This is a genomic window from Agromyces protaetiae (assembly GCF_030866785.1).
Classification (GTDB): domain Bacteria; phylum Actinomycetota; class Actinomycetes; order Actinomycetales; family Microbacteriaceae; genus Agromyces; species Agromyces silvae.
Map to the genome: position 1 here is coordinate 633,805 of NZ_CP133018.1, position 20,606 is coordinate 654,410.

Genomic DNA, 20,606 nt, shown 5'->3' on the forward strand with positions numbered 1-20,606 from the left:
ACTGGACGGGTCGAAGGAGGAGGGGTCATGCGTCCGCTCAGTGAAGACGAGATCCGTGCGTCGTTCGTGAACGGCACGGACGCCGAGCTCGGCCAACTCGAGCTGCCGCTCGAGCACCTGCTGGTCGAGTGGGACGAGATCGATGCGCTCGCCTGGCGCGATCAGCGTTTCCGGCAGCGCGGATATCTCGTCACCATGATCGACGACGAACCCGTCGGGCTCGTGCTGCGCGCCACCGAGCCGCCCGCATCGCGTCACCGCGCCGCGATGTGCAACCTCTGCCACACCCAGCAGCCCGCGAACCAGGTCAGCATGTTCTCGGCCCGCCGGGCGGGCCTCGCCGGGGAGCGGGGCGACTCGGTCGGCACCTATCTCTGCAGCGATCTGTCCTGCCAAGAGAACGTGCGGCTGCACGCGCCGCTGGCTCCCGCCGAGGTGCGTGCGAGCTCGGAGCGGCGCATCGACGGCCTCCGCCGCCGCACGCGCGCGTTCGTCGAGGGCGTCCTCCAGCTCGCCTGACCCGCCCGGCCAGGCCGGGCGGCCCGGCCCGCCTGGCCCGGCCCGCCTGGCCCGGCCCGGCGCCCGGCCCGGCCGCCCGGCCCGCCCGGCCTGGCCCGGCCCGGCCTGGCCCGGCCCTCGAGTGATGACGAAATGGCTCGAGTGATGACGAAACGAGGGGGCGTTCGACCCATTTCGTCATCACTCGGCGGATGGGTCAGGGGTCGACCGGGAGGAGGGTCGCACGCTTCGCGGTGCGGCCGTCGCCCGACGAGCGGCCGGTCAATCGGCGGCCGATCCAGGGCAGCACGAACTCGCGGTAGTACGCGGCCGTGTTGCGGCTGCGTGGTCCCGCGGGCGCGGCCGCGACCTCTTCGACACCCCACTCCGGCGGCACGGGCACCCCGATCGCGGTGAGCACGTTGCTCGCGACGCGGGTGTGCCCGAGCGAGTTCAGGTGCAGCTTGTCGGGCGACCAATAGCGGATGTCTCGGAGGCCGCGGTCGTTGAAGTTGTCGACGAAGGTCACGCCGTCGAGCTCCGCGAGGTCGAGCAGGGCGGCAGTGAGCCGGGCGCCGCGGGCGTCGAACACGCGCCCGAGCGGCAGATGGTCGGTCGGGTTCGCGCCGCTCAGCATGAGCACGTGGATGCCCTCGTCGCGGATGCGGTGCACCGCGGTGCGGAACAGCCCGGCCACACGCTCCTCGGGCATGCGCGGGCGAAGCATGTCGTTGCCGCCCCCGTTGAAGCTGATCACGTCCGGCCGCAGGGCGATCGCGACCTCGAGCTGCTCCTCGACGATCGGGCTGAGCTTCCGGCCGCGGATCGCGAGGTTCGCGTACCCGATCGGCTCCCGCGCGGCGCGCGCGAGCGCGAGGGCGACGAAGTCGGCCCAGCCACGCGCCGAGCCGTCGGGCAGCTCGTCGCCGACCCCCTCGGTGAAGCTGTCGCCGATCGCGGCGTACGTGTGGAACATGGGCTCCACGCTAGCGGCAGCGGATCATGAACCGCTGGCGTGCTCGAGCTCGCAGTCGCCGCCGGGGTAGAGCAGTGTCTCGTGCCCGTCGTCGAACCGTACGAAGTAGGGCGGGCCGCCGTCGGAGCCGCGCACCTCGAGCACCTCCCCGTGCCGGTCGGCCTGCCCGACCTGCTTGCTGTGGATGACCAGACGATCCCCGACCGTTGCGCGCATGGAAGCCCCTTCGCTCGCGACCAGGGTACGCCGCGCCCGCCCCGCGGTCACCCCGTCTGGTGTTCCCAATTCAGGAACGGCGGGCGCTTCTGCGGCGTGTCGGCGCACGACACGCCGCGGGTGCGCAGGGGATTCCTGAGCAAGGAATCGGGGTGGGTGGGGGCGCGGGCGGGGCGCGGCCGGGTGCGCGGGCGGGCGGGGCCGGGCGGCGGGGCGTACTGGGGTGGGGCGGGGCCGACCGGATGCCCCGCGGGGCACGCCCCGAGGTCAGCGTGGTTCGGAGTCCTTGTTCAGGAATTTCGGGTGTGTGTGCGGTGTGTCGGCGTGCGACACGCCGCGGGTATGCAGGGGATTCCTGAGCAAGCGATCGGGGTGGGTGGGGCAGTGGGGGCGGGCAGCGGGGCGAGCAGCGGGGCGAGGTCGGGCGAGATCGGGGCCGGGCAGCGGCGGGGCCGGGGATAGGGCAGCGGGGGCGGGCAGCGGGCGGGCAGCGGGCGAGCAGCGGGGCGAGGTCGGGCGAGATCGGGGCCGGGCACCGGCGGGGCCGGGGGTCGGGCACCGGTCGGGCGGGGGGCGGGCAGCGGGCCGGCGGGTCAGTCGACGGCGAGCAGCGCGGCCCAGAGGTCGGCGCGGGCGTGGAAGCCCGAGAGGTCGCGGCCGAGCAGGCGCTCGGCGAGCCCGATGCGGCTGCGCACGGTGTGGCGGTGCACGCCGAGCGCCTGGGCGGTCGCGTCGAACTGGCCGCCGTGTTCGAGCCAGGTGCGCGTGGTCGCGATCAGCGTCGTGCCGTTCGCGGTGTCGTGGTCGGCGAGCGGCGCGAGGGTTGCGCGCGCCACGGCGCGCGCGTCGGTGCGGGCGAGGAAGGCGAGCACGCCCTGTCGGCTGATCTCCTCGAATGCGATGACGGATGCACCTTGCTCACGAGCCCGTTCGAGGGCGCGCAGCGCCTGCTCGTGCGCGCCGCGGGCCGCGCCGCCGCCGAGCTCGGCGACCTCGTCGGAGACGCCCACTGCGACACCGAACTCGCGCGCCAGCTCGTCCGCGAGCCCCGCGTCGGCGGGCTCGGCGAGCAGCACGACGGTGTCGTCGTCGCGCCCGAAGAACAGTCGCCCGGCGCGCTCGTCGACGCGCAGCTCGAGCAGCTCGACGAGCCGGTCGGCGTGCTCGGAGGGCACGTCGGCGACCGCGACCCGCATGGGCGGCTCGGGAAGCGCGCCCCACATCTCGGCGGCGACGCCCGCGGCGAGGTCGAGGTCGCCCGCGAGGATCGATCTGAGCAGGCCCGATCGCAGGTGCCCGCGCGCGCGGTCGAGATCACGGTTCTGCTCGAGCGCGAGCCCGGCGAGGGCGATCACGGCGGTCACCACCTCGCGGCCCGCCTGGTCGAGCTCGGGGGAGTCGCCGATGGCGAGCACGCCGCGGAGCGCGCCGCCCGCGCCGAGGGTCTGCAGCGTGACGCGGTGCGGGGTGCCGACGGCGGCGCCGGCCTCGACCGTGCGGCTCGCGCGCTGGCCACGCCTGAGCATCGTGCGCGCCTCGCCGACGACCTCGCCGAGCGCGGGCTGGGCGAGGCCGCCGGCGGGCGCCTCGCGGTCGAGCCCGCCCGCGGCGTCGACGAGTCCGACCCATGCGCCGAGCCGGTGCGACAGCTCGGCGAGTGTCGCCCCGAGTCCGTCGGGCCGCAGCGCGGCGAGTGAGATGGCACGCTGCGCCTGCAGCGCCCAGGCCTGGCGGGCGTTCGCGTCGGCGGTGTTGAGGTCGGCGACCGTGCGGGCGACGCGGATGAACGGGACGCGGTAGGGCACCTCGAAGAGTGGCAGCCCGTGCCGCGTGCAGGCCTCGATGAGGACCGCCGGTGTGCCGTCGCGGACCACCTCGGTGCCGAACCCCAGCGCGGCGATGCCCGCGTCGCGGAGTCGAGCGACGTAGTCGCCGAACCGCTCGGGGTCGTCGTTGCCGGAGTCGGCGCCGAACTGGGTGCCGGTGGTGAGCAGCACGTGCCCGGGGTCGAGGAAGGGCGCGGGGTCGACGAGGTCTGACGAGTGCGCCCAGGGCACGGGGGCGTCGAGCGCGCCGGACGGCAGGACCGACTCCTCGACGAGGAGGCGGAGTCCGAGCTCCTCGCGAGCGAGCAGTGTGCGAACGGTGGGTGGCATCGAGGGACCCCTATGTACAGCGTGTCCAGCGGGATGCTTCCGAGTGTACACACGGGAGGCGCACGACCGACCATGCGCTGCCTAGCATGGCCGCCAGACGCCCACTCACGAGCAGGAGCAGCCATGACCCTCGTCGACACCCAGGCCAGCGACACCCAGGCCAGCCACACCGAGGCCACCGACACCAAGGCCACGGTGACCGGCGGACCCGGCCTCCCGCAGGAGCGCCGGCTCGTCACCGCGATCCCCGGGCCGCGCTCGCAGGAGCTCATGCGCCGCAAGGCCGAGGCCGTCGCGGCCGGCGTCGGCGCCGCGCTGCCGATCTCGGTCGTCGCCGCGGGTGGCGGCGTCATCGTCGACGCCGACGGCAACTCGCTCATCGACCTCAGCTCGGGCATCGCCGTCACGGGCGTCGGCAACGCCAACCCGCGCGTCGTCGAGGCGGTCACGGCGCAGCTCAACGCCTTCACGCACACGTGCTTCACGGTCGCGCCCTACGAGTCGTACGTCGCCGTCGCCGAGAAGCTCAACGAGCTCACGCCCGGCGACCACGTGAAGCGCACGGCGCTCTTCAACTCGGGCGCCGAGGCCGTCGAGAACGCCGTCAAGATCGCCCGGCACTTCACCAAGAAGCAGGCCGTCGTCGCCTTCGACCACGCCTACCACGGGCGCACGAACCTCACGATGGGCCTCACGGCCAAGAACATCCCGTACAAGAGCGGCTTCGGTCCGTTCGCGCCCGAGATCTACCGCGCGCCGCTGTCGTATCCGTTCCGCGACGGCGGGCTGAGTGGGGCGGATGCCGCGGCCAAGGCCATCCTGCAGATCGAGAAGCAGGTGGGCGTCGAGAACCTCGCCGCGCTCATCATCGAGCCGATCCAGGGTGAGGGCGGCTTCATCGTGCCCGCGCCGGGCTACCTGTCGGCGCTCGCCGACTGGGCGAAGGCGAACGGCGTCGTGTTCATCGCCGACGAGGTGCAGACGGGCTTCGCCCGCACGGGCGCCTGGTTCGCGGTCGACCACGAGGGCGTCGTGCCCGACCTCGTCGTCACGGCCAAGGGCATCGCGGGCGGCCTGCCGCTCTCGGCGGTCACGGGTCGCGCCGACATCATGGACTCCGCCATGTCGGGCGGGCTCGGCGGCACCTACGCCGGCAGCCCGATCGCCTCGGCCGCGGCCCTCGCGGCGATCGAGGCCTACGAGGAGGACGGGCTCATCGAGCGCGCCCAGCAGATCGGCGCCGTGCTGCTCGGCCGCCTCAACGCCCTGCGCACGGCCGACCCCCGCATCGGCGACGTCCGCGGCCGCGGAGCGATGGTCGCGATCGAGCTCGTCGACCCGGCGACCGGTGCGCCCGACGCGAAGCTCACGTCGGAGGTCGCGGCGTACGCCCACGCCAACGGCGTGGTGCTGCTCACCTGCGGCACGTACGGCAATGTGATCCGGTTCCTGCCGCCCCTGACGATCAGCGACGAGCTCCTCATCGACGGGCTCTCGGTCATCGCCGAGGGACTCACGCGCGCATGAACCCGCTCGTCGACGACGTGGTCGGCGCGCAGCACCGGGCAACGGCGGCGTCCGAGGCATCCGCGGCGTCCCGGGCAACGGCGGCGCCCGAGGCATCTGTGCCGTCCGAGGCATCCGTCACCGCTGCGCCTGCCGTCGCGCCCGAGGCGACCCCGCTGGTCGACGCCCGCGCGCAGCTGACCGAGGCGGTGCAGCTGCTCGGATACTCCGACGGCCTGCACGCGATGCTCGCGACCCCGCGTCGCGAGCTGAGCGTCGCGGTGCCGCTGCGCCTCGACTCGGGGGAGAGCCGGCTGTATCTCGGCTACCGCGTGCAGCACAACTTCTCGCGCGGCCCCGCGAAGGGCGGCCTCCGCTACGCGCCGAACGTGCACCTCGACGAGGTGCGCGCGCTCGCCATGTGGATGACCTGGAAGTGCGCCCTGATCGACGTGCCGTACGGCGGCGCGAAGGGCGGGCTCGCCATCGACCCGCGCGCGCACTCGACCGCCGAGCTCGAGCGTGTGACCCGCCGCTACACGAGCGAGATCCTGCCCATCATCGGGCCCGAGCGCGACATCCCGGCCCCCGACATCGGTACCGACGAGCAGACCATGGCCTGGATCATGGACACCTACTCGGTGAACTCCGGGTACACCGTGCCCGGCATCGTCACGGGCAAGCCGATCTCGCTCGGCGGGTCGCTCGGGCGCGCGAGCGCCACGAGCCGCGGTGTCACGCACATCGCGCTCGCCGCGCTGCGGCATGCCGGACTCGACCCGGCGCGGTCGACCGCCGCGGTGCAGGGCTTCGGCAAGGTCGGCGCCGATACGGCGCGGTTCCTCGCCGAGGCCGGGGTGCAGGTGACCGCGGTCAGCGACCAGTTCGGCGCGGTCGCGAACGACCGCGGCCTCGACGTCGAAGCGCTCATCGACCACGTGCGCGCCACCGGATCGGTCACGGGCTTCACCGGCGGCGATGCGCTCGACCGCGACGCGGTGCTCACCCACGACGTCGATCTGCTCGTGCCGGCCGCGGTCGAGGGCGTCATCCACGAGGGCAACGCCGGCGCGATCCAGGCCGGCGTGATCGTTGAGGGCGCGAACGGCCCGACCACGCCCGCGGCCGACCGGGTGCTGCGTGAGCGGGGTGTGCTCGTCGTGCCCGACATCCTCGCGAACGCCGGCGGCGTCATCGTGTCCTACTTCGAGTGGGTGCAGGCCAATCAGGCCTACTGGTGGCGGGCCGACGAGGTCGAGAGCAGACTGGAGGAACGCATGCTGAACGCGTGGGAGCACGTGCTCGGTTACGCCGCCGCCCGTGACCTGTCGCTGCGCACGGCCGCGACGGCGCTCGCCGTCGAACGCGTCGCCGAAGCGCACCGGCTCCGCGGCCTGTACCCCTGAGTCCGACCCTCCCGCAAGCGCCCCGCCCGGGGCATCCGACCGTGTCACCCTCGAACATCGCCAGACTTCACACGTACCGTCCCCGAGAAGGAGCGAAATGACCACCGCAACGCAGGAATCCGCCGTCCTCGAGAAGGTCGCCACCGGCCTCTTCATCGGCGGCGAATGGGTGGACGCCGAAGGCGGCCGCACCTTGACCGTCTCCGACCCGGCGACCGGTGAGGTCATCAAGGAGATCGCGGATGCCTCGCCGGCCGACGGGATCCGCGCACTCGACGCCGCGGTCGCCGCCCAGGAGTCGTGGGCCGCGACGGCCCCGCGCGAACGCGGTGAACTGCTGCGCCGCGCGTTCGACGCGCTGCAGGCGCGCAAAGAGGAGTTCGCGCTCCTCATGACCATGGAGATGGGCAAGCCGCTCGCCGAGGCGCGCGGCGAGGTCGGGTACGGCGGCGAGTTCCTGCGCTGGTTCAGCGAGGAGGCCGTGCGCATCACGGGCCGTTACGGCCTGAACCCCGAGGGCACGGGCCGCATGGTCGTCTCGCAGCGCCCCGTCGGCCCGTCGTTCTTCATCACGCCGTGGAACTTCCCGCTCGCGATGGCGACCCGCAAGATCGCGCCCGCGCTCGCCGCCGGCTGCACGGTGGTCATCAAGCCCGCCGCGCTCACGCCGCTCACGACCATCGCGTTCGTCCAACTGCTCGAGGAGGTCGGCCTGCCGGCCGGTGTGGTGAACGTCGTCACGACGTCGAGCTCGTCGAAGCTCTCGGCCCCGATCATTGCCGACCCGCGGCTGCGCAAGCTGTCGTTCACCGGCTCGACCGAGGTCGGCCGCACCCTCATGCAGCAGGCCGCGCAGGGCATCCTCCGTACGTCGATGGAGCTCGGCGGCAACGCGCCGTTCGTGATCTTCGACGACGCCGACCTCGACGCGGCGGTCAACGGCGCGCTCGTGGCGAAGTTCCGCAATGTCGGGCAGGCGTGCACCGCGGCGAACCGGTTCATCGTGCACGAGGCCGTCGCCGAGGAGTTCGCGCGCCGGGTCGCCGAGCGCGTGCGCGACATGCGCGTCGGCCGCGGCACCGAAGACGGCGTCGCGATCGGCCCGCTCATCGACGACAAGGCCGTGGCCTCGACCGACGAGCTCGTGCAGGACGCGGTCTCGAAGGGCGCGACCGTGCTCGTCGGCGGCTCGCCCATCGACGGCACCGGCTCGTTCTACGCGCCGACGGTGCTCGGCGACGTGTCGTCGTCGGCGCGCCTGCTGAAGGAGGAGATCTTCGGGCCGGTGCTCGGCATCACGACCTTCACCGATGAGGACGAGGCCGTGCGGCTCGCGAACAACACCGAGTACGGGCTCATCTCGTACGTCTTCACGCGGGACCTCGAGCGCGGACACCGCATGATCGACCGCCTCGCGACGGGCATGATGGGCCTGAACACCGGGCTCGTGTCGAACGCGGCGGCGCCGTTCGGCGGCATCAAGCAATCGGGCATCGGCCGCGAGGGCGGCTTCGAGGGCATCCACGAGTACCTCGACACCAAGTACACCCTCATCCCGCTGGCGTAACCCCTTCGCCGAGTGATGTCGATCTGCGCCGAGTGTTGACGAAATCGCGGGTCTCGGGCGAAATTTCGTCATCACTCGGCGATATGAATGGACCAGGTATGGAACGCATCGACACGGACGTCGTGGTCGTGGGGGCCGGCGCAGCCGGCCTCACCGCCGCGACGAGGCTTCGCGCTGCGGGCAAGGCCGTCGTGGTGCTCGAAGCGCGAGACCGGGTCGGCGGCCGCCTCTGGACCGGCGACGTCGACGGGGCGACCCTCGAGATCGGCGGGCAATGGGTGTCGCCCGACCAGGACGCGCTCATCGAGACCCTCGACGACCTCGGCCTCGACACATACCCCCGCTACCGCGAGGGCGTAAACCTGTATCGCGGCCCCGACGGCGAGCTGCGCCGCTTCGAGGGCGACATCTTCCCCGTGCCCGAGGCGACCGAGCAGCAGATCGTCTCGCTCATCGACCGCCTCGATGCGCTCGTCGCCGAGATCGACCCCGACCGGCCGTGGGACCACCCCCGCGCCAAAGAGCTCGACGAGATCTCGTTCGCGCACTGGCTCGAGACGCAGACGGCCGACGAGGAGGCGCGCGAGAACATCGGCATGTTCATCGCGGGTGCGATGCTCACCAAGCCCGCGCACGCGTTCTCGGCGCTGCAGGCGCTGCTCATGGCGGCATCCGCCGGCTCGTTCTCACACCTCGTCGACGCCGACTTCATCCTCGACCGCCGGGTCGTCGGCGGCCTGCAGCAGGTGCCGATCCGGCTCGCCGAGCGGCTCGGCGACGCGGTGCGGCTCGGTCAGCCGGTCAGGACGCTGCGCTGGGCGGAGCGCGCCGAAGGGCGAGCGGATGCCTCGGACGGCACGGGTCGCGGACGCGTCGTCGCCGTGACCGACGACCTCGAGGTGCACGCCGCGCACGCCGTGCTCGCGATGCCCCCGATCCTGCTCAGCCGCATCTCGTACGAGCCCCCGCTGCCGCGCCGGCAGCAGCAGATGCACCAGCACCTCTCCATGGGCTTCGTCATCAAGGTGCACGCGGTCTACGACCGCGCGTTCTGGCGCGAGCAGGGACTCTCGGGCACCGCGTTCAGCCCGTACGAGCTCGTGCACGAGGCCTACGACAACACCAACCATGACGATCCGCGCGGCACGCTCGTCGGCTTCGTCGCCGACGAGGCCGCCGACGAGGTGTTCCGGCTCACGGCCGAAGAGCGCAAGGCGCGCATCCTCGAGTCGCTCGCGCACTACTACGGCGACGAGGCGCTGACCCCCGTCGTCTACTACGAGAGCGACTGGGGCTCCGAGGAGTGGACCCGCGGCGCGTACGCCGCGAGCTTCGACCTCGGCGGCCTCGCCCGGTACGGTGAGGATCTGCGCGCGGCGGTCGGCCCGATCCGCTTCGCGTGCAGCGACATGGCCGGCAAGGGCTACCAGCACGTCGACGGCGCGATCCGCATGGGACGGCTCGTCGCCGAACAGATCCTGAACGAGCCACGATCCTGAACGAGCCACGATCCTGAACGAGCCACGATCCTGAACGAGCCACGATACTGACCACCACCGAGGAGCGAACATGACGGACGAGCTGCGCATCGTCGTCGGCTACACCGCGGACGACTCGGGCGCCGATGCGCTCGCCCTGGGTGCACGCATCGCGGCCGCAGCCGAGGGCCGACTCGAGGTCGTGCTCGTGCTGCCGATCGAGGCGCGTGGCGGCGTCGTGCCGCCCGACCCCGGCTACGAACGACACGTGAAGGAGCGCGGGCGCAGCTGGCTCGCCGAGGCATCCGCCGCCATCGGCGACGAGATCGCGCAGGCGCTGCACATCCGGTACGCGGAGTCGTTCGCCGAAGGGCTCACGGCCGCGGCGCACGAGTTCGATGCGGCGCTGATCGTCGTGGGCGCCGCCCGCGGCGGCCTCCTCGGCCGCGCCCGCATCGGCTCGGTCGCGAACGAGCTGCTGCACTCGTCGGACGTCCCCGTCGCGCTGGCCCCCGCGGGCTCACGCGACATCCGGCCGGGGCAGGGCGTCACGCGGGTCACCACCGCGGTCGGCACCCGGCCAGGTGCACAACGGCTGCTCGAGGCATCCGTCGCGCTCGCCCGCGCCGTGCACGCACCCCTGCGGCTCGTGTCGCTCGTGCCCATCGACCTGCCGTCCGGGCTCGACGCCGAGCTCGCCCACCTCACGAGCACCACGCACGCCGAAGAGGTGCTCGAGTCGGCGCGCGCGGCGCTGCCCGACGGCATCGACGTGACCGCCCAGGTCGCGACGGGCGAGAGCGTGGAAGAGGCCGTCAAGGCGCTCGACTGGCACGCCGGCGAGCTCGTGCTCGTCGGGTCCAGCCGGCTCGCCTCGCCGCACCGGCTGTTCCTCGGTTCGACCGCGGCGAAGATGCTGCGCGAACTGCCCGTCCCCATGATCGTCGTGCCCCGGACCCGCGGCTGAGCCGCGGCAGTCGCCCGAGGCATCCGCTCACCCGTAGCATCTGATGGCCCGTCCGATCCCGACGAGCCGAATCGCCCCCTGAAGGAAGTCTCGCGATGACGCAGCCCGAGTCCCACGCCCAGCCGCCGGCCGGCGACCCGCCCATGACCACCGCCACCGCTGCGGTCGGCGACGAGCGCGGCCTCTCGAAGAAGGGCCTCTCCGCCGGGTCCGTGGGTCTCATCGGCGCGATCGTCATCGGCATCTCGTGCATCGCGCCCGCGTACACGCTCACCGCCGCCCTCGGGCCGACCGTGTCCGAGGTCGGCGTGCAGGTGCCCGCGATCATCCTCGTCGGGTTCATCCCGATGCTGCTCGTGGCCTTCGGCTACCGCGAGCTCAACCGCCGCATGCCCGACTCGGGCACGTCGTTCACGTGGGCGACCCGGGCCTTCGGCCCGTGGATCGGCTGGATGGCCGGCTGGGGACTCGTCGCCGCGACGATCCTCGTGCTGTCGAACCTGGCGGGCATCGCGGTCGACTTCCTGTTCCTGCTGATCTCGCAGGTGACCGGCAACCCCGACATCGCGGGCCTCGCGGCGAACCCGCTCATCAACGTCGTGACCTGCCTGCTGTTCATGCTCGGCGCCACCTGGATCTCGTACCGCGACATGCAGACCACGCAGAAGCTGCAGTACTGGCTCGTGGGCTTCCAGGTGCTCGTGCTGGTGCTGTTCTCGGTCATGGCCCTCGTGGCGGTGGCGAACGGGAACGCGTTCGACGCGACGGCCATCGACTGGTCGTGGTTCAACCCGTTCGCCGTCTCGTCGTTCTCGGCGTTCGCGGCAGGCCTGTCGCTGTCGATCTTCATCTTCTGGGGCTGGGACGTCACGCTCACGATGAACGAGGAGACGCGCGGGTCGGAGAAGACGCCAGGGCGCGCCGCGACCATCACGGTCGGCATCATCGTGACGCTCTACCTGCTCATCTCGGTCTCGCTGATCTCGTTCGCGGGCGTCGGCGAGGGGGAGTTCGGGCTCGGCAACCCGGACATCCAGGACAATGTGTTCTTCGCGCTCGCCGGACCCGTGCTCGGGCCGCTCGCGGTGCTGGTCTCGCTCGCGGTGCTCACGAGCTCGGCGTCGAGCCTGCAGTCGACGTTCGTGTCGCCCGCGCGCACGCTGCTCGCCATGGGGCACTACGGTGCGCTGCCCGAGAAATTCTCCCGCGTGAGCCCCCGATTCTTCACGCCCGGGTACGCGACGGTGGTGTCGGCGATCGTCGCCTCGGGGTTCTACGCGGTCATGCGGTTCGTGAGCGAGAACGTGCTGTGGGACACGATCACCGCGCTCGGCATGATGATCTGCTTCTACTACGGCATCACGGCGTTCGCGTGCGTGTGGTTCTTCCGCAAGCACTGGTTCCGCAGCGTGCGCGAGTTCTTCTTCACGCTGCTGTTCCCGCTCGTCGGCGGCGTGATCCTCGGCGTGCTGTTCGTGACGACGCTGATCGACAGCATGGACCCCGAGTACGGGTCGGGGTCGTCGGTGTTCGGCGTCGGCCTCGTGTTCGTGCTGGGCGTGACGGTGCTGCTGACCGGCGTCGTCGTCATGATCTGGCAGCGCGTGAAGCGGCCTGCGTTCTTCCGCGGCGAGACGCTGTCGCGCGCGTCGGCCGACTGACGGCGGCTTCGCGAGCGAGCGGATGCCTCGCGGCCGGCGTGGGCTCGATGCATCCGTTCGCCTGCATCGTCCGCCCTTGATCCTTGCTCAGGAAGGATGGATGCCTCGGCGGCGTGTCGGCGGCGTCACCGCGGCGTGTCGCATCGAGTTTCCTGAGCAAGGGAGAGCGGCGCCGCGCGGCTGCGGCCGAGGCATCCGGGTGCCGTCGTGGGGCCCGCGCGGGCGCGCCCGCACCCGCGCGATCCTTGCTCAGGAAGGATGGATGCCTCGGCGGCGTGTCGGCGGCGTCACCGCGGCGTGTCGCATCGAGCTTCCTGAGCAAGGAATGGACGCGACCGCGAGCGAGGCGGGTCAGCTCTCCGGCGGTGCATCGGCGGGGGCGGCGCCCGTGTACATCGCGAACGTCGTGTCGGCCGCGCGTCGCGCGACCTCGGGATCGGCGCCGAGACCCGCGACGTGCGCCGCGGCCCAGCGGTCGGCACTCCCGCGCATGAACGCGACGCCCTCGTCGCTCATCGACCATTCGGCGCCCTGGTCGGGCGTGATCTCGGCGTCCGCACCGTCGGTGAGATGCAGTGCGAGCCCCATGATCGCCTGGTCCCAGCCGATGCCGGTCGCCGACGGGCCGAACTGCTCCCACATCTCGGCGCCGATCTCGACCGACGGGGCGACGTGCTCGAGCTCGACACGCGTGTGCCCGGCGTCGATCTCGCTGAGCCGCACGGTGAGCCAGGTCACGCCGCCGCCGTACTCCCACGTGACGGCGAACGCGTTCGGGGCGTCGCAGGACTCGATCGTGCCGCCGGCGTTGCCCACGAGCTGATACCGGCCGCCCTGGCGGAGCTCGCCCTCGACCGGGAGAAACCAGCGTGGGATGCGTTCGGCCGAGGTCAGCGCGTCCCACACGTCGTCGATCGGCGCGGGGTAGGTCTGCGCGACGGTCTGTACATATGTGCCTTCGCCATCGCGCGTACCCGTCGTCAGGCCGCGGTCGACGGCGTCGAGCTGAGCTTCGATGTCCATGTCAGTGCTCCTCTGTGGTGGATGGTGTCGGTGGCTGCGGCCGGGTCGGGCGCCGCGGCGCCTCGGGCCTCTCAGGCGCGGCCGGGTCTTCGCGGGCGGATGCCTCGGGCACACGGCTCGGCTGAGTGGCCGCCGCTCGCCGTCGGGCGCGCGCTCCGCGAGCGAGCTCGGTTCCGAGTGCGTCGAGCGGCCCGCGCCAGAACCGCTCGAACGGCGTGAACCACTGCGCGGCCTCGGCGATCGGGGCGGGGTCGAGCGTGTACAGCCGACGCGTGCCCTCGGGCCGGACGGTCGCGAACCCGGCCTCGCGCAGGACGCGCAGGTGCTGCGAGACGGCGGGCTGGCTGATGCCGAACTCGGCCTGCACGATGCGCCCGACCTCGCCGGCGGCGACCTCGCCGTCGGCGAGCAGCTCGAGGATCCGGCGACGAACCGGATCCCCGATCACATCAAGCGCGTGCATGACTCCATAATTCACTCAGCGCTTATATAAGTCAACCCTAATTCTACTGCAACGACCTGCCCGCGCGATCACACGTTGGAGGTCGTTCTTCGCGTTGGAGGTCGGGAAGAACCGACCTCAAACGCGAAGAACGACCTCCAACGCGGGTGGGCGGGGTGCGTGGGCGGGGTGCGTGGGCGGGGTGCCGGGCTGGCGGGTCAGGCCGTGCTGCGGGTCGAGAGGTGACGGGCGAGGCCGGTGAGACCGCCGATGAGCAACAGGCCGCCCGCGACGATCAGCGCCGTCAGGCCGAGACCCGCGGGCGTGAGGCCGGCCCACCAGAGGCCGACCGACTCGCGCCGCTCGGGCTCGGCGAGCACCCAGATCATCGTGACCGCGGCGGCCGCGAACACGAGCCCCCAGATGATTCCCGCCCAGCGCACACGCGCGCGGAGCGCGGGCTCCGCCGGGAGCGGCGCGGCCTCCGGCATCGATGTCGCTGCCGGCGCGGGTGGCGGGGTGAGGTCGGCCGGCGCCTCCGGCCGGGGTGCGGATGCCCCGGACGAGGCCGAGCCGCCCAGACCCCACGTCTCGGGCAGCACCCGGGTGGTGCCGGTGTCCGCCGTCTCGGGCAGGACGCGGGTGTCGGCGCCGGTGTGGGCGGCCGCGGGCAGCACCTGGGTGGTGCGCGCCTCCTCCGTCTCCGGCAGCACCGCGGTCTCCTGTGCGTCGCGTGCGCCATCGAGCACCTCGGTCGGTGTGCCGTCGGCGTCGTGGCCCGCGAGCACCTCGGTCGTGGAGTCGTCGTCACGGCGGCCCACCGCTTCGGCTGCAGACCCGACCCGCGCGGCATCCCCGGGCGCTGTCGCCTTCGGCTTCGGCGGCACGCGGGTCGAGCGACCCGAGGTCGTGGGCGACGTCTTCGTCGGTTGGTCGCGATCGTCCCCGGGCACCTCGCCGGGGGTGCGGTCGGCAACCGGCCCGTCTCCCTCCGGCTGGCCGCGATCAGGGTCGGTGGGTCCCGCGCCCGGCAGGATCTCGGTGGCGGCGCCGTCGGTCGTGCGCTCGGGCTCGGGCTCAGGGGACTTCGATGCGGTCATGGCTCGTTCCTGTCTCGTCAGTCTGTTCGTCAACGCTCGTCGGCGTATTCGGTGATCCGCACGTCGGTCGCGAACGCGTGCACGGTGACGACCGCGTCGGTCTCGCCGGGCTCGAGGCCCTCACCGATGGTCTCGTCCCAGATCCACTGGGCCTGATCACGGTCGTTTCGGACCGCATCGAGCTGGACGCCCTCGACGTCGGTCAGCGCGCCGTCCGCGCTGACCCGGTCCCAGCCGACGAAGCAGCTCCCGCACTCGACTTTGACCTGGACCCGTGCGCCGTCCCTGATCTCGATCTCGACGCGCCCGGCGGCCTGGAAGACCTCGGTCTCGACCGGCCCGCCATCGCCGGCGAGGCTCGCGTCGGCGACGAGGTGCGTGTTCCCGGCCGGCTGCATGAGCGTCGACGCTGAGATGCCGCCCGACGTCGATCCGATGATGAACCGGGGTGCACGAGGTGCGGTCGCCGCCAGCATCGTGATCAGCAGCAGCACGATCGTGACGAACGCGAGGAATCCGCTCCGCCGACGCAGCGCCCCGGCGAGCACCATCGACAGCGCGGTCGTCGCGGTCGCAGCGGCGAGGCCGATCGCGACCGCCACATCCGAGGCGTCGGTCGAGAGCGCGATGAGCGACGCGACGGCTCCCGCGAGCATGCTCGCACCGAGCGCCGCGACGATGTAGGCGAAGCTGGTGCGCGGACGCGTGGCGCGGCGGACGTTCCGCTCGTGCTGAGCCTGTGCCTGGAAGGCCGCGGCTCTCGCCGCGTTCTCGGCGGCGAGCTGGGCCTTCGCCGCACGGTTCGCCTCGGCCTGCGACTGCCGCCACGCATCGTGCTCGACCCGCCACGCCTCGTGCCGACGGCGCCATTCGGCGTACTCGTCGGTCGTGCCGGCTGCACCGGCGCCCGCACCGGCGCCCGCCGCACCGGCTGCACCCGCTGCACCGCCCGCACCCGCGGCGTCCGCACCGGTCGGCGGGGCGGGCGGGGTCGGTGCGCCAGAGGCTGCGGGAGCTGCAGGGCCGGCCTGGGCCGCCCCGGTCGGCGGAGCGGTGGGCGCGGCTGCCGCCGAGGCATCCGCCCGCCCGGCCGCGGCCGCGGCCTCGTACCTCGCGAACGCGACATCCGGAGGCGTCTCTCGCTCACTGCGGCTGGCCCGGTTCGCGAGCCACACGACGAGGGCGACCACACCGCCGATGAAGACGATGGCCCAGATGAACGGCAGCGGATTGAAGCCGAGCGGGTTGAACCACGGGAAGCCCCAGTAGCCGCCGTCGAGCGAATCCCACACGCCGCCGACGATCGATGGACCACCGAACGCCAGCGGGAACAGGCCGACGAGCAAGAACAGCGCGATGCCGACCAGCGCCCGATCCCAGACGCCGGCGAACAGTCGCTCGAGGTGGATCCGGCCCGAGGCGTCGGGCAGCAGCAGCCAGGCGGCGCCGTACAGCAGGAACGCGGGGGCGCCGAACAGCGCGAACACCACGAGCACGCCGCGCACGATGATCGGGTCGATGTTCAGCCGCGCGGCGATTCCGGACGCGACGCCGCCGATCCAGCCGGGCATGCGCGGGACGCCGAGCGATCTGAGCCAACCGAAGAAGCCTGAGCCGGTCGTGGGCGGGGGAGCCTGCGGTGCGGGCGGTTCCCCGGTGCCGGGCGGGGTCGAAGTCGTTGCCATGCTTCGATCGTGGCCGCGACTGTCGAGGCTCGCCATGGGGGAGCACCCTGACCCGACCCTGAATCCTCGGCCGGGGCCGACTCGGGTCCAGCGTGATCTGCTTGGATCGGAGCATGACCACGGCAGCCCGACCGGCGCCCGCGCCGGCGCCACGCGTGCTCGTGCGCCGGCGCGACTGCCTCGTGGCCGGCGTGGCGAGCGGGCTTGCCGACCATCTGGGCTGGCCGGTCTGGGTCGTGCGGCTCGGGTTCGTGGTCGCGACGCTCCTGGGCGGCGCCGGCGTGCTGCTGTATGCGTGGCTCTGGGCGTTCGCGCCGTGGGCGCCGGGTGCGGGTGCGCCGGGCGCGGGTGCGGGTGCGCCGGGCGCGGGTGCGAGCACGGACTCCGGCGCGGGCGCCCCGCCGCGGACCGAAGGCGCGACCGGCGCCACCGGCGCCACCCCGCCTGAGCGCATCGTGCGGCGCGCGCCCGTGGCGGCCCTGCTCAGCGGCGCGGCCGTCCTGTTCATCCTCATCGCCATCGCGCTCGCCGGGGGTGCGCCGGTCGCCGTCGTGTCGGCGGACGGCTCCTTCGATGGCGCGGCCGTCCCGCCGCCCGGCTGGCTCGCACCGGCCATGCTCGGCATCGTGCTGGCGATCGCCGCAGCCTGCTGGGTGAGCTTCATCGACCGGCCCGACCCGCTGCGCGGGCGCCGCACCGAGCTCGTCGTCCGGGTGCTGCTCACGGCCGCGCTCGCGGCGCTCGCGATCGTCCTCGTGCTCGGCCCGGCCGCACGCGCCTGGCCGGTGCTCGCGCTCGCGTTCGCGCTCGCGGCGCTCATCGGGGTCGCGCTCGTCTACGCGCCCACGCTCGTCGCGCTCTGGCGCGATCTCAACGACGAGCGCGTGCGCCGTATCCGCGACGAGCAACGCAGCGAGATGGCGGCGCACCTGCACGACTCGGTGCTGCAGACGCTCGCGCTCATCCAGAACCGGGCTGGTGCATCGAGCGAGGCGGGCCGGCTGGCGCGCGCGCAGGAACGCGAGCTGCGCAGCTGGCTGTACGAGGGGGATGCCCCGGCGGACAGCGATCTCGCGAGCGATCTGCGTGACTTCGCGGCGGCGCTCGAGCTCGACTACGCCGTGCGCATCGACGTCGTCGCGGTCGGCATGTCCGACGAGCGTGCGAGCGGCGAGCTCGCGGCCGCGACCCGCGAGGCGATGCTGAATGCGGCGCGTCACGCGGGCGGCGAGGTCTCGGTGTACCTCGAGGGCTCACCGAACACGGTCGACGTGTACGTGCGCGACCGCGGGCCGGGGTTCGACCCGGCGGCGGCGCCGGCCGACCGGCTCGGCGTGCGCGAATCGATCATCGGCCGGATGCGCCGGGCAGGCGGCTCCGCGACGGTGCGCGGCGGCGCCGGCGGCGTCGGCACCGAGGTCCACTTGCGATTCGAGACGGAGGCGCCGCGTGGCGGATGACGTGCAGGGCGACGAGACGGGCGACGTGACGGATGCCTCGGGGCGGGCGCCGTTCCGAGTGGTCGTGGTGGACGACCACTCGATCTTCCGGTCGGGCCTGCGTGCCGACCTCGCTGCGTCGATCGTCGTGGTCGGCGAGGCCGACGATGTCGGGTCGGCGGTCGAGGTGATCGCCGCGCAGCGGCCGGACGTGGTGCTGCTCGACGTGCACCTGCCCGGGGGCTCCGACCCGTCGGTGTCGGGCGGCGCGGAGGTGCTGCGCCGGGTGGCCGCCGAGGTGCCGGCGACGCGGTTCCTCGCGCTGAGCGTGTCGGACAAGGCGGAAGACGTCGTCGGTGTGATCCGCGCCGGCGCGCGGGGCTACATCACGAAGGGCACCTCGGGCGCCGAGGTGAGCGAGGCCGTCGTGGCCGTCGCGGGCGGCGACGCGGTCTTCTCGCCCAGGCTCGCGGGATTCGTGCTCGACGCGTTCGGCGCGGCGGTGGGTGAGACCGCGGTCGCGGCCGACGAGCTCGACCGGCTCTCGACGCGCGAGCAGGAGGTCATGCGGCTCATCGCCCGCGGCTATGCGTACAAGGAGGTCGCCGCGACGCTCTTCATCTCGGTGAAGACGGTCGAGACGCACGTGTCGAGCGTGCTCCGCAAGCTGCAGCTCTCGTCGCGTCACGAGCTCACCGCATGGGCCACCGCCCGCCGCCTCCTCTGACCTCTCACGTCCTGACGTTCGCGCTGAGGACGATATTCGTCCAGAAATCCGCGGCTGCCTGGACGAATGTCGTCCTCACGGCGCCTCGCGAAGGGCGGGGTCGCGCGCGGGATCAGGCGGTCAGTCGGCGAGGCGCCCGACGCCGGCGACGGTCGCCTCGACGAGGACGTCGAAGCTCTGGTCGAGATCGTCGGGCAGCCCGAACCCGCCGCCCTGCTCGAGCACCACGAAGCCGTGCACGGCGGAGCGCACGAGCCGCACGGCGTCCACCGTGCGCGCGTCCGGAAGCTCGAATCCGCGGAGCACCGCAGCGAGGGCCTCGACCGTCGAGGCCGCGGCGTCGCTCAACGGGTCGGCAGAGTCGGCAGCGTCGCCGGTGTCGGCTGCGCGGCTCGCGTCGGCTGCGCGGCTCGCGTCGGCTGCGCGGCTCGCGTCGGCTGCGCGGCTGGCGTCGACCGCGCGGCTCGCGTCGGCCGTGCGGCGCGACCCGCTCGCCTCTGCGGCGCGGCCGACGCTGTCGCCCGGGCGCGCCCCGCCGCTGCTCGTGCGACCCACGCGCTTCACCGCCGGCGCGAACTGCGCGGCCGCGTACCAGCCGGGATGCGCGGTCGCGAACGAGCGGATGCCTCGCGCCACGGCGCGCAGTGCGGCGGGACCGGCGCGGCCGACGGCTTCGTGCGTGATGACGTCGCGCAGTGCGAGCACCGCCTCGAGGGCCACGCCGCGGCGCAGGTCGTCGAGCCCGCCGACGTGCTTGTAGAGGCTCGGCACCGCGACGCCCACGCGCTCGGCGACCGCCGCGAGCGTCAGCCGCTCGAAGCCCGACGCGCCACCCGCGTCGACGAGCTCGAGCGCCGCGGCGACGACGGCGTCGCGGGTGAGCCCGGCCCTAGGCACGAGGCATCCGCCACTCGTCGCCCGTGCGCAACCGTCGCAGGAAGCCGAGCGCGATCGGCACGACGCGGTCGGGGCGCTGTGCCTGCGGGTAGTGCCCGGTCTCGTCGAGCTCGTGCACCTCGGCGCCGAGGGAGCGCAGCCAGGTCGCCTCGGCGGCGGGGTCGGGGTAGTCGGGATCGAGGGTTCCGAGGAGGTGCAGCATGGGCGCCCGCACCTCGGGCAGTCGCCGCTCGGCCGGATCGTGGTCGAGCGTGAGCGCGAGCCTCCGGAAGTCGCGCAGTCGGCCGGGCTCCCTGAGGTTCGCGACGATGGCGGCGACGTGCTCGTCGAGCCACGGGGCGGTGGTGCCGCGGTTGAGCGAGCGGTAGAAGCCGCCCCAGAAGCGGGCGCCCCACGGCCGCGCGAGTGCGGCGCGGAAGAGCAGCGGCGCCAGCGCGTGCATGAGGCGCGACTGGGGCGGATTCCGCAGGATCGGCCCGACCCCGATGACCCCCGCGACGAGGTCTGGCGCGTCGGCGGCGACGATCGCCGACGCCGCGGCGCCCATGGAGTTGGCGACGAGCACGGCGGGGCCGCCGAGCTCGCGGATGAGCGCGGTGAGGTCGCCCGCGGTCGCCTCGTCGCCGAACTCGGCGAAGCCGGTGTCGCCGTCGCCCATGCCGCGGAGGTCGGTGGCTGCGACGCGGTACCCGGCGTCGTTGAGCGGTGCGATCAGCTCGCGGTTCACGGCGCGCAGGTCGCCCATGCCGGGCACCAGGACGACGAGCGGACCGGTGCCCTGGACGGTGTAGGAGACGCGGCCGTCGGGGCGGTCGAGGAAGCGGACGGCTTCCGATACGTGCATGTCCATAGCCCATAAGCT

18 protein-coding genes are annotated in these 20,606 nt (G+C 73.0%); 9 read left to right on the forward strand and 9 right to left on the reverse strand.

Translation table 11 applies throughout. From position 1 onward, the window contains the following. The first annotated feature begins 27 nt into the window (after window positions 1–27). The gene (locus tag QU602_RS02920) at window positions 28–519 is read left to right on the forward strand and encodes an FBP domain-containing protein (RefSeq protein WP_308798664.1); all 492 of its coding nucleotides are present in this window, start codon (window positions 28–30) and stop codon (window positions 517–519) included. 196 nt (window positions 520–715) lie between these two features. Here the strand turns inward: QU602_RS02920 and QU602_RS02925 are convergent, their stop codons facing one another. The 3 genes from QU602_RS02925 to QU602_RS02935 all read right to left on the reverse strand — a co-directional run bounded on the left by QU602_RS02925 (window position 716) and on the right by QU602_RS02935 (window position 3,846). Then, window positions 716–1,474 carry an SGNH/GDSL hydrolase family protein gene (locus QU602_RS02925; protein ID WP_308798665.1) on the reverse strand — a complete coding sequence of 253 codons (759 nt, stop codon included), beginning with the start codon at window positions 1,472–1,474 and terminating at the stop codon, window positions 716–718. A 24-nt stretch (window positions 1,475–1,498) separates the two neighbouring features. Continuing rightward, entirely contained in the window at window positions 1,499–1,690 is a 192-nt protein-coding gene (locus QU602_RS02930; RefSeq protein ID WP_308798666.1) for a DUF1918 domain-containing protein, read from the reverse strand. A 593-nt stretch (window positions 1,691–2,283) separates the two neighbouring features. Continuing rightward, window positions 2,284–3,846, reverse strand: a complete 1,563-nt coding sequence (locus QU602_RS02935; protein ID WP_308798667.1) for a PucR family transcriptional regulator — start codon at window positions 3,844–3,846, stop codon at window positions 2,284–2,286. Between the two features lie 123 nt (window positions 3,847–3,969). On the opposite strand from QU602_RS02935, the gene gabT reads away from it, so the two are divergent. The 6 genes from gabT (at window position 3,970) to QU602_RS02965 (ending at window position 12,431) form a co-directional block, all read left to right on the forward strand. Next, a complete protein-coding gene (gene gabT, locus QU602_RS02940) occupies window positions 3,970–5,373 on the forward strand; it encodes a 4-aminobutyrate--2-oxoglutarate transaminase (RefSeq protein ID WP_308798668.1) in 1,404 nt (467 codons plus the stop codon). Beyond that, a complete protein-coding gene (locus tag QU602_RS02945; RefSeq protein ID WP_308798670.1) occupies window positions 5,370–6,758 on the forward strand; it encodes a Glu/Leu/Phe/Val family dehydrogenase in 1,389 nt (462 codons plus the stop codon). The genes gabT and QU602_RS02945 overlap by 4 nt, the downstream gene beginning before the upstream one ends. 97 nt (window positions 6,759–6,855) lie before the next feature. Next, on the forward strand, window positions 6,856–8,325 hold the full coding sequence (locus QU602_RS02950) for an NAD-dependent succinate-semialdehyde dehydrogenase (RefSeq protein WP_308798671.1): 1,470 nt from the start codon (window positions 6,856–6,858) through the stop codon (window positions 8,323–8,325). A 98-nt stretch (window positions 8,326–8,423) separates the two neighbouring features. Continuing rightward, window positions 8,424–9,824, forward strand: a complete 1,401-nt coding sequence (locus QU602_RS02955; protein ID WP_308798672.1) for a flavin monoamine oxidase family protein — start codon at window positions 8,424–8,426, stop codon at window positions 9,822–9,824. A 70-nt stretch (window positions 9,825–9,894) separates the two neighbouring features. Further along, window positions 9,895–10,770, forward strand: coding sequence for a universal stress protein (locus tag QU602_RS02960; protein ID WP_308798673.1), 876 nt, complete (start codon window positions 9,895–9,897; stop codon window positions 10,768–10,770). A gap of 143 nt (window positions 10,771–10,913) precedes the next feature. Beyond that, a complete protein-coding gene (locus tag QU602_RS02965; protein ID WP_308800258.1) occupies window positions 10,914–12,431 on the forward strand; it encodes an APC family permease in 1,518 nt (505 codons plus the stop codon). 351 nt (window positions 12,432–12,782) lie between these two features. On the opposite strand, the gene QU602_RS02970 is transcribed toward QU602_RS02965, so the two are convergent. From QU602_RS02970 to QU602_RS02985, 4 genes are all read right to left on the reverse strand, one after another. Continuing rightward, window positions 12,783–13,454, reverse strand: a complete 672-nt coding sequence (locus tag QU602_RS02970) for an SRPBCC family protein (RefSeq protein WP_308798675.1) — start codon at window positions 13,452–13,454, stop codon at window positions 12,783–12,785. Between the two features lies 1 nt (window position 13,455). Beyond that, on the reverse strand, window positions 13,456–13,917 hold the full coding sequence (locus tag QU602_RS02975; RefSeq protein ID WP_308798676.1) for an ArsR/SmtB family transcription factor: 462 nt from the start codon (window positions 13,915–13,917) through the stop codon (window positions 13,456–13,458). A gap of 197 nt (window positions 13,918–14,114) precedes the next feature. Continuing rightward, on the reverse strand, window positions 14,115–14,996 hold the full coding sequence (locus QU602_RS02980) for a hypothetical protein (RefSeq protein WP_308798677.1): 882 nt from the start codon (window positions 14,994–14,996) through the stop codon (window positions 14,115–14,117). Window positions 14,997–15,025: 29 nt separating this feature from the next. Next, complete coding sequence (locus QU602_RS02985) at window positions 15,026–16,681, reverse strand: PspC domain-containing protein (protein ID WP_308798678.1); 1,656 nt, start codon at window positions 16,679–16,681, stop codon at window positions 15,026–15,028. A gap of 113 nt (window positions 16,682–16,794) precedes the next feature. On the opposite strand from QU602_RS02985, the gene QU602_RS02990 reads away from it, so the two are divergent. After that, on the forward strand, window positions 16,795–18,141 hold the full coding sequence (locus QU602_RS02990; protein WP_308798679.1) for an ATP-binding protein: 1,347 nt from the start codon (window positions 16,795–16,797) through the stop codon (window positions 18,139–18,141). A 25-nt stretch (window positions 18,142–18,166) separates the two neighbouring features. Then, window positions 18,167–18,847, forward strand: a complete 681-nt coding sequence (locus tag QU602_RS02995; protein ID WP_308800259.1) for a response regulator transcription factor — start codon at window positions 18,167–18,169, stop codon at window positions 18,845–18,847. Between the two features lie 120 nt (window positions 18,848–18,967). Here QU602_RS02995 and QU602_RS03000 read toward each other — a convergent pair whose 3' ends face one another. Beyond that, entirely contained in the window at window positions 18,968–19,744 is a 777-nt protein-coding gene (locus QU602_RS03000) for a TetR/AcrR family transcriptional regulator (RefSeq protein ID WP_308798680.1), read from the reverse strand. Then, window positions 19,737–20,594 carry an alpha/beta fold hydrolase gene (locus tag QU602_RS03005; protein ID WP_308798681.1) on the reverse strand — a complete coding sequence of 286 codons (858 nt, stop codon included), beginning with the start codon at window positions 20,592–20,594 and terminating at the stop codon, window positions 19,737–19,739. Before QU602_RS03005 ends, QU602_RS03000 begins: the two co-directional genes overlap by 8 nt. Window positions 20,595–20,606: the final 12 nt, after the last annotated feature.

Excerpts from the sequence above, each read along its gene's own strand:
- QU602_RS02920 (WP_308798664.1), top strand. The coding sequence starts at position 28 with ATGCGTCCGCTCAGTGAAGACGAGATCCGTGCGTCGTTCGTGAACGGC.
- QU602_RS02925 (WP_308798665.1), bottom strand. The coding sequence starts at position 1,474 with ATGTTCCACACGTACGCCGCGATCGGCGACAGCTTCACCGAGGGGGTC.
- QU602_RS02930 (WP_308798666.1), bottom strand. The coding sequence starts at position 1,690 with ATGCGCGCAACGGTCGGGGATCGTCTGGTCATCCACAGCAAGCAGGTC.
- QU602_RS02935 (WP_308798667.1), bottom strand. The coding sequence starts at position 3,846 with ATGCCACCCACCGTTCGCACACTGCTCGCTCGCGAGGAGCTCGGACTC.
- gabT (WP_308798668.1), top strand. The coding sequence starts at position 3,970 with ATGACCCTCGTCGACACCCAGGCCAGCGACACCCAGGCCAGCCACACC.
- QU602_RS02945 (WP_308798670.1), top strand. The coding sequence starts at position 5,370 with ATGAACCCGCTCGTCGACGACGTGGTCGGCGCGCAGCACCGGGCAACG.
- QU602_RS02950 (WP_308798671.1), top strand. The coding sequence starts at position 6,856 with ATGACCACCGCAACGCAGGAATCCGCCGTCCTCGAGAAGGTCGCCACC.
- QU602_RS02955 (WP_308798672.1), top strand. The coding sequence starts at position 8,424 with ATGGAACGCATCGACACGGACGTCGTGGTCGTGGGGGCCGGCGCAGCC.
- QU602_RS02960 (WP_308798673.1), top strand. The coding sequence starts at position 9,895 with ATGACGGACGAGCTGCGCATCGTCGTCGGCTACACCGCGGACGACTCG.
- QU602_RS02965 (WP_308800258.1), top strand. The coding sequence starts at position 10,914 with ATGACCACCGCCACCGCTGCGGTCGGCGACGAGCGCGGCCTCTCGAAG.
- QU602_RS02970 (WP_308798675.1), bottom strand. The coding sequence starts at position 13,454 with ATGGACATCGAAGCTCAGCTCGACGCCGTCGACCGCGGCCTGACGACG.
- QU602_RS02975 (WP_308798676.1), bottom strand. The coding sequence starts at position 13,917 with ATGCACGCGCTTGATGTGATCGGGGATCCGGTTCGTCGCCGGATCCTC.
- QU602_RS02980 (WP_308798677.1), bottom strand. The coding sequence starts at position 14,996 with ATGACCGCATCGAAGTCCCCTGAGCCCGAGCCCGAGCGCACGACCGAC.
- QU602_RS02985 (WP_308798678.1), bottom strand. The coding sequence starts at position 16,681 with ATGGCAACGACTTCGACCCCGCCCGGCACCGGGGAACCGCCCGCACCG.
- QU602_RS02990 (WP_308798679.1), top strand. The coding sequence starts at position 16,795 with ATGACCACGGCAGCCCGACCGGCGCCCGCGCCGGCGCCACGCGTGCTC.
- QU602_RS03005 (WP_308798681.1), bottom strand. The coding sequence starts at position 20,594 with ATGGACATGCACGTATCGGAAGCCGTCCGCTTCCTCGACCGCCCCGAC.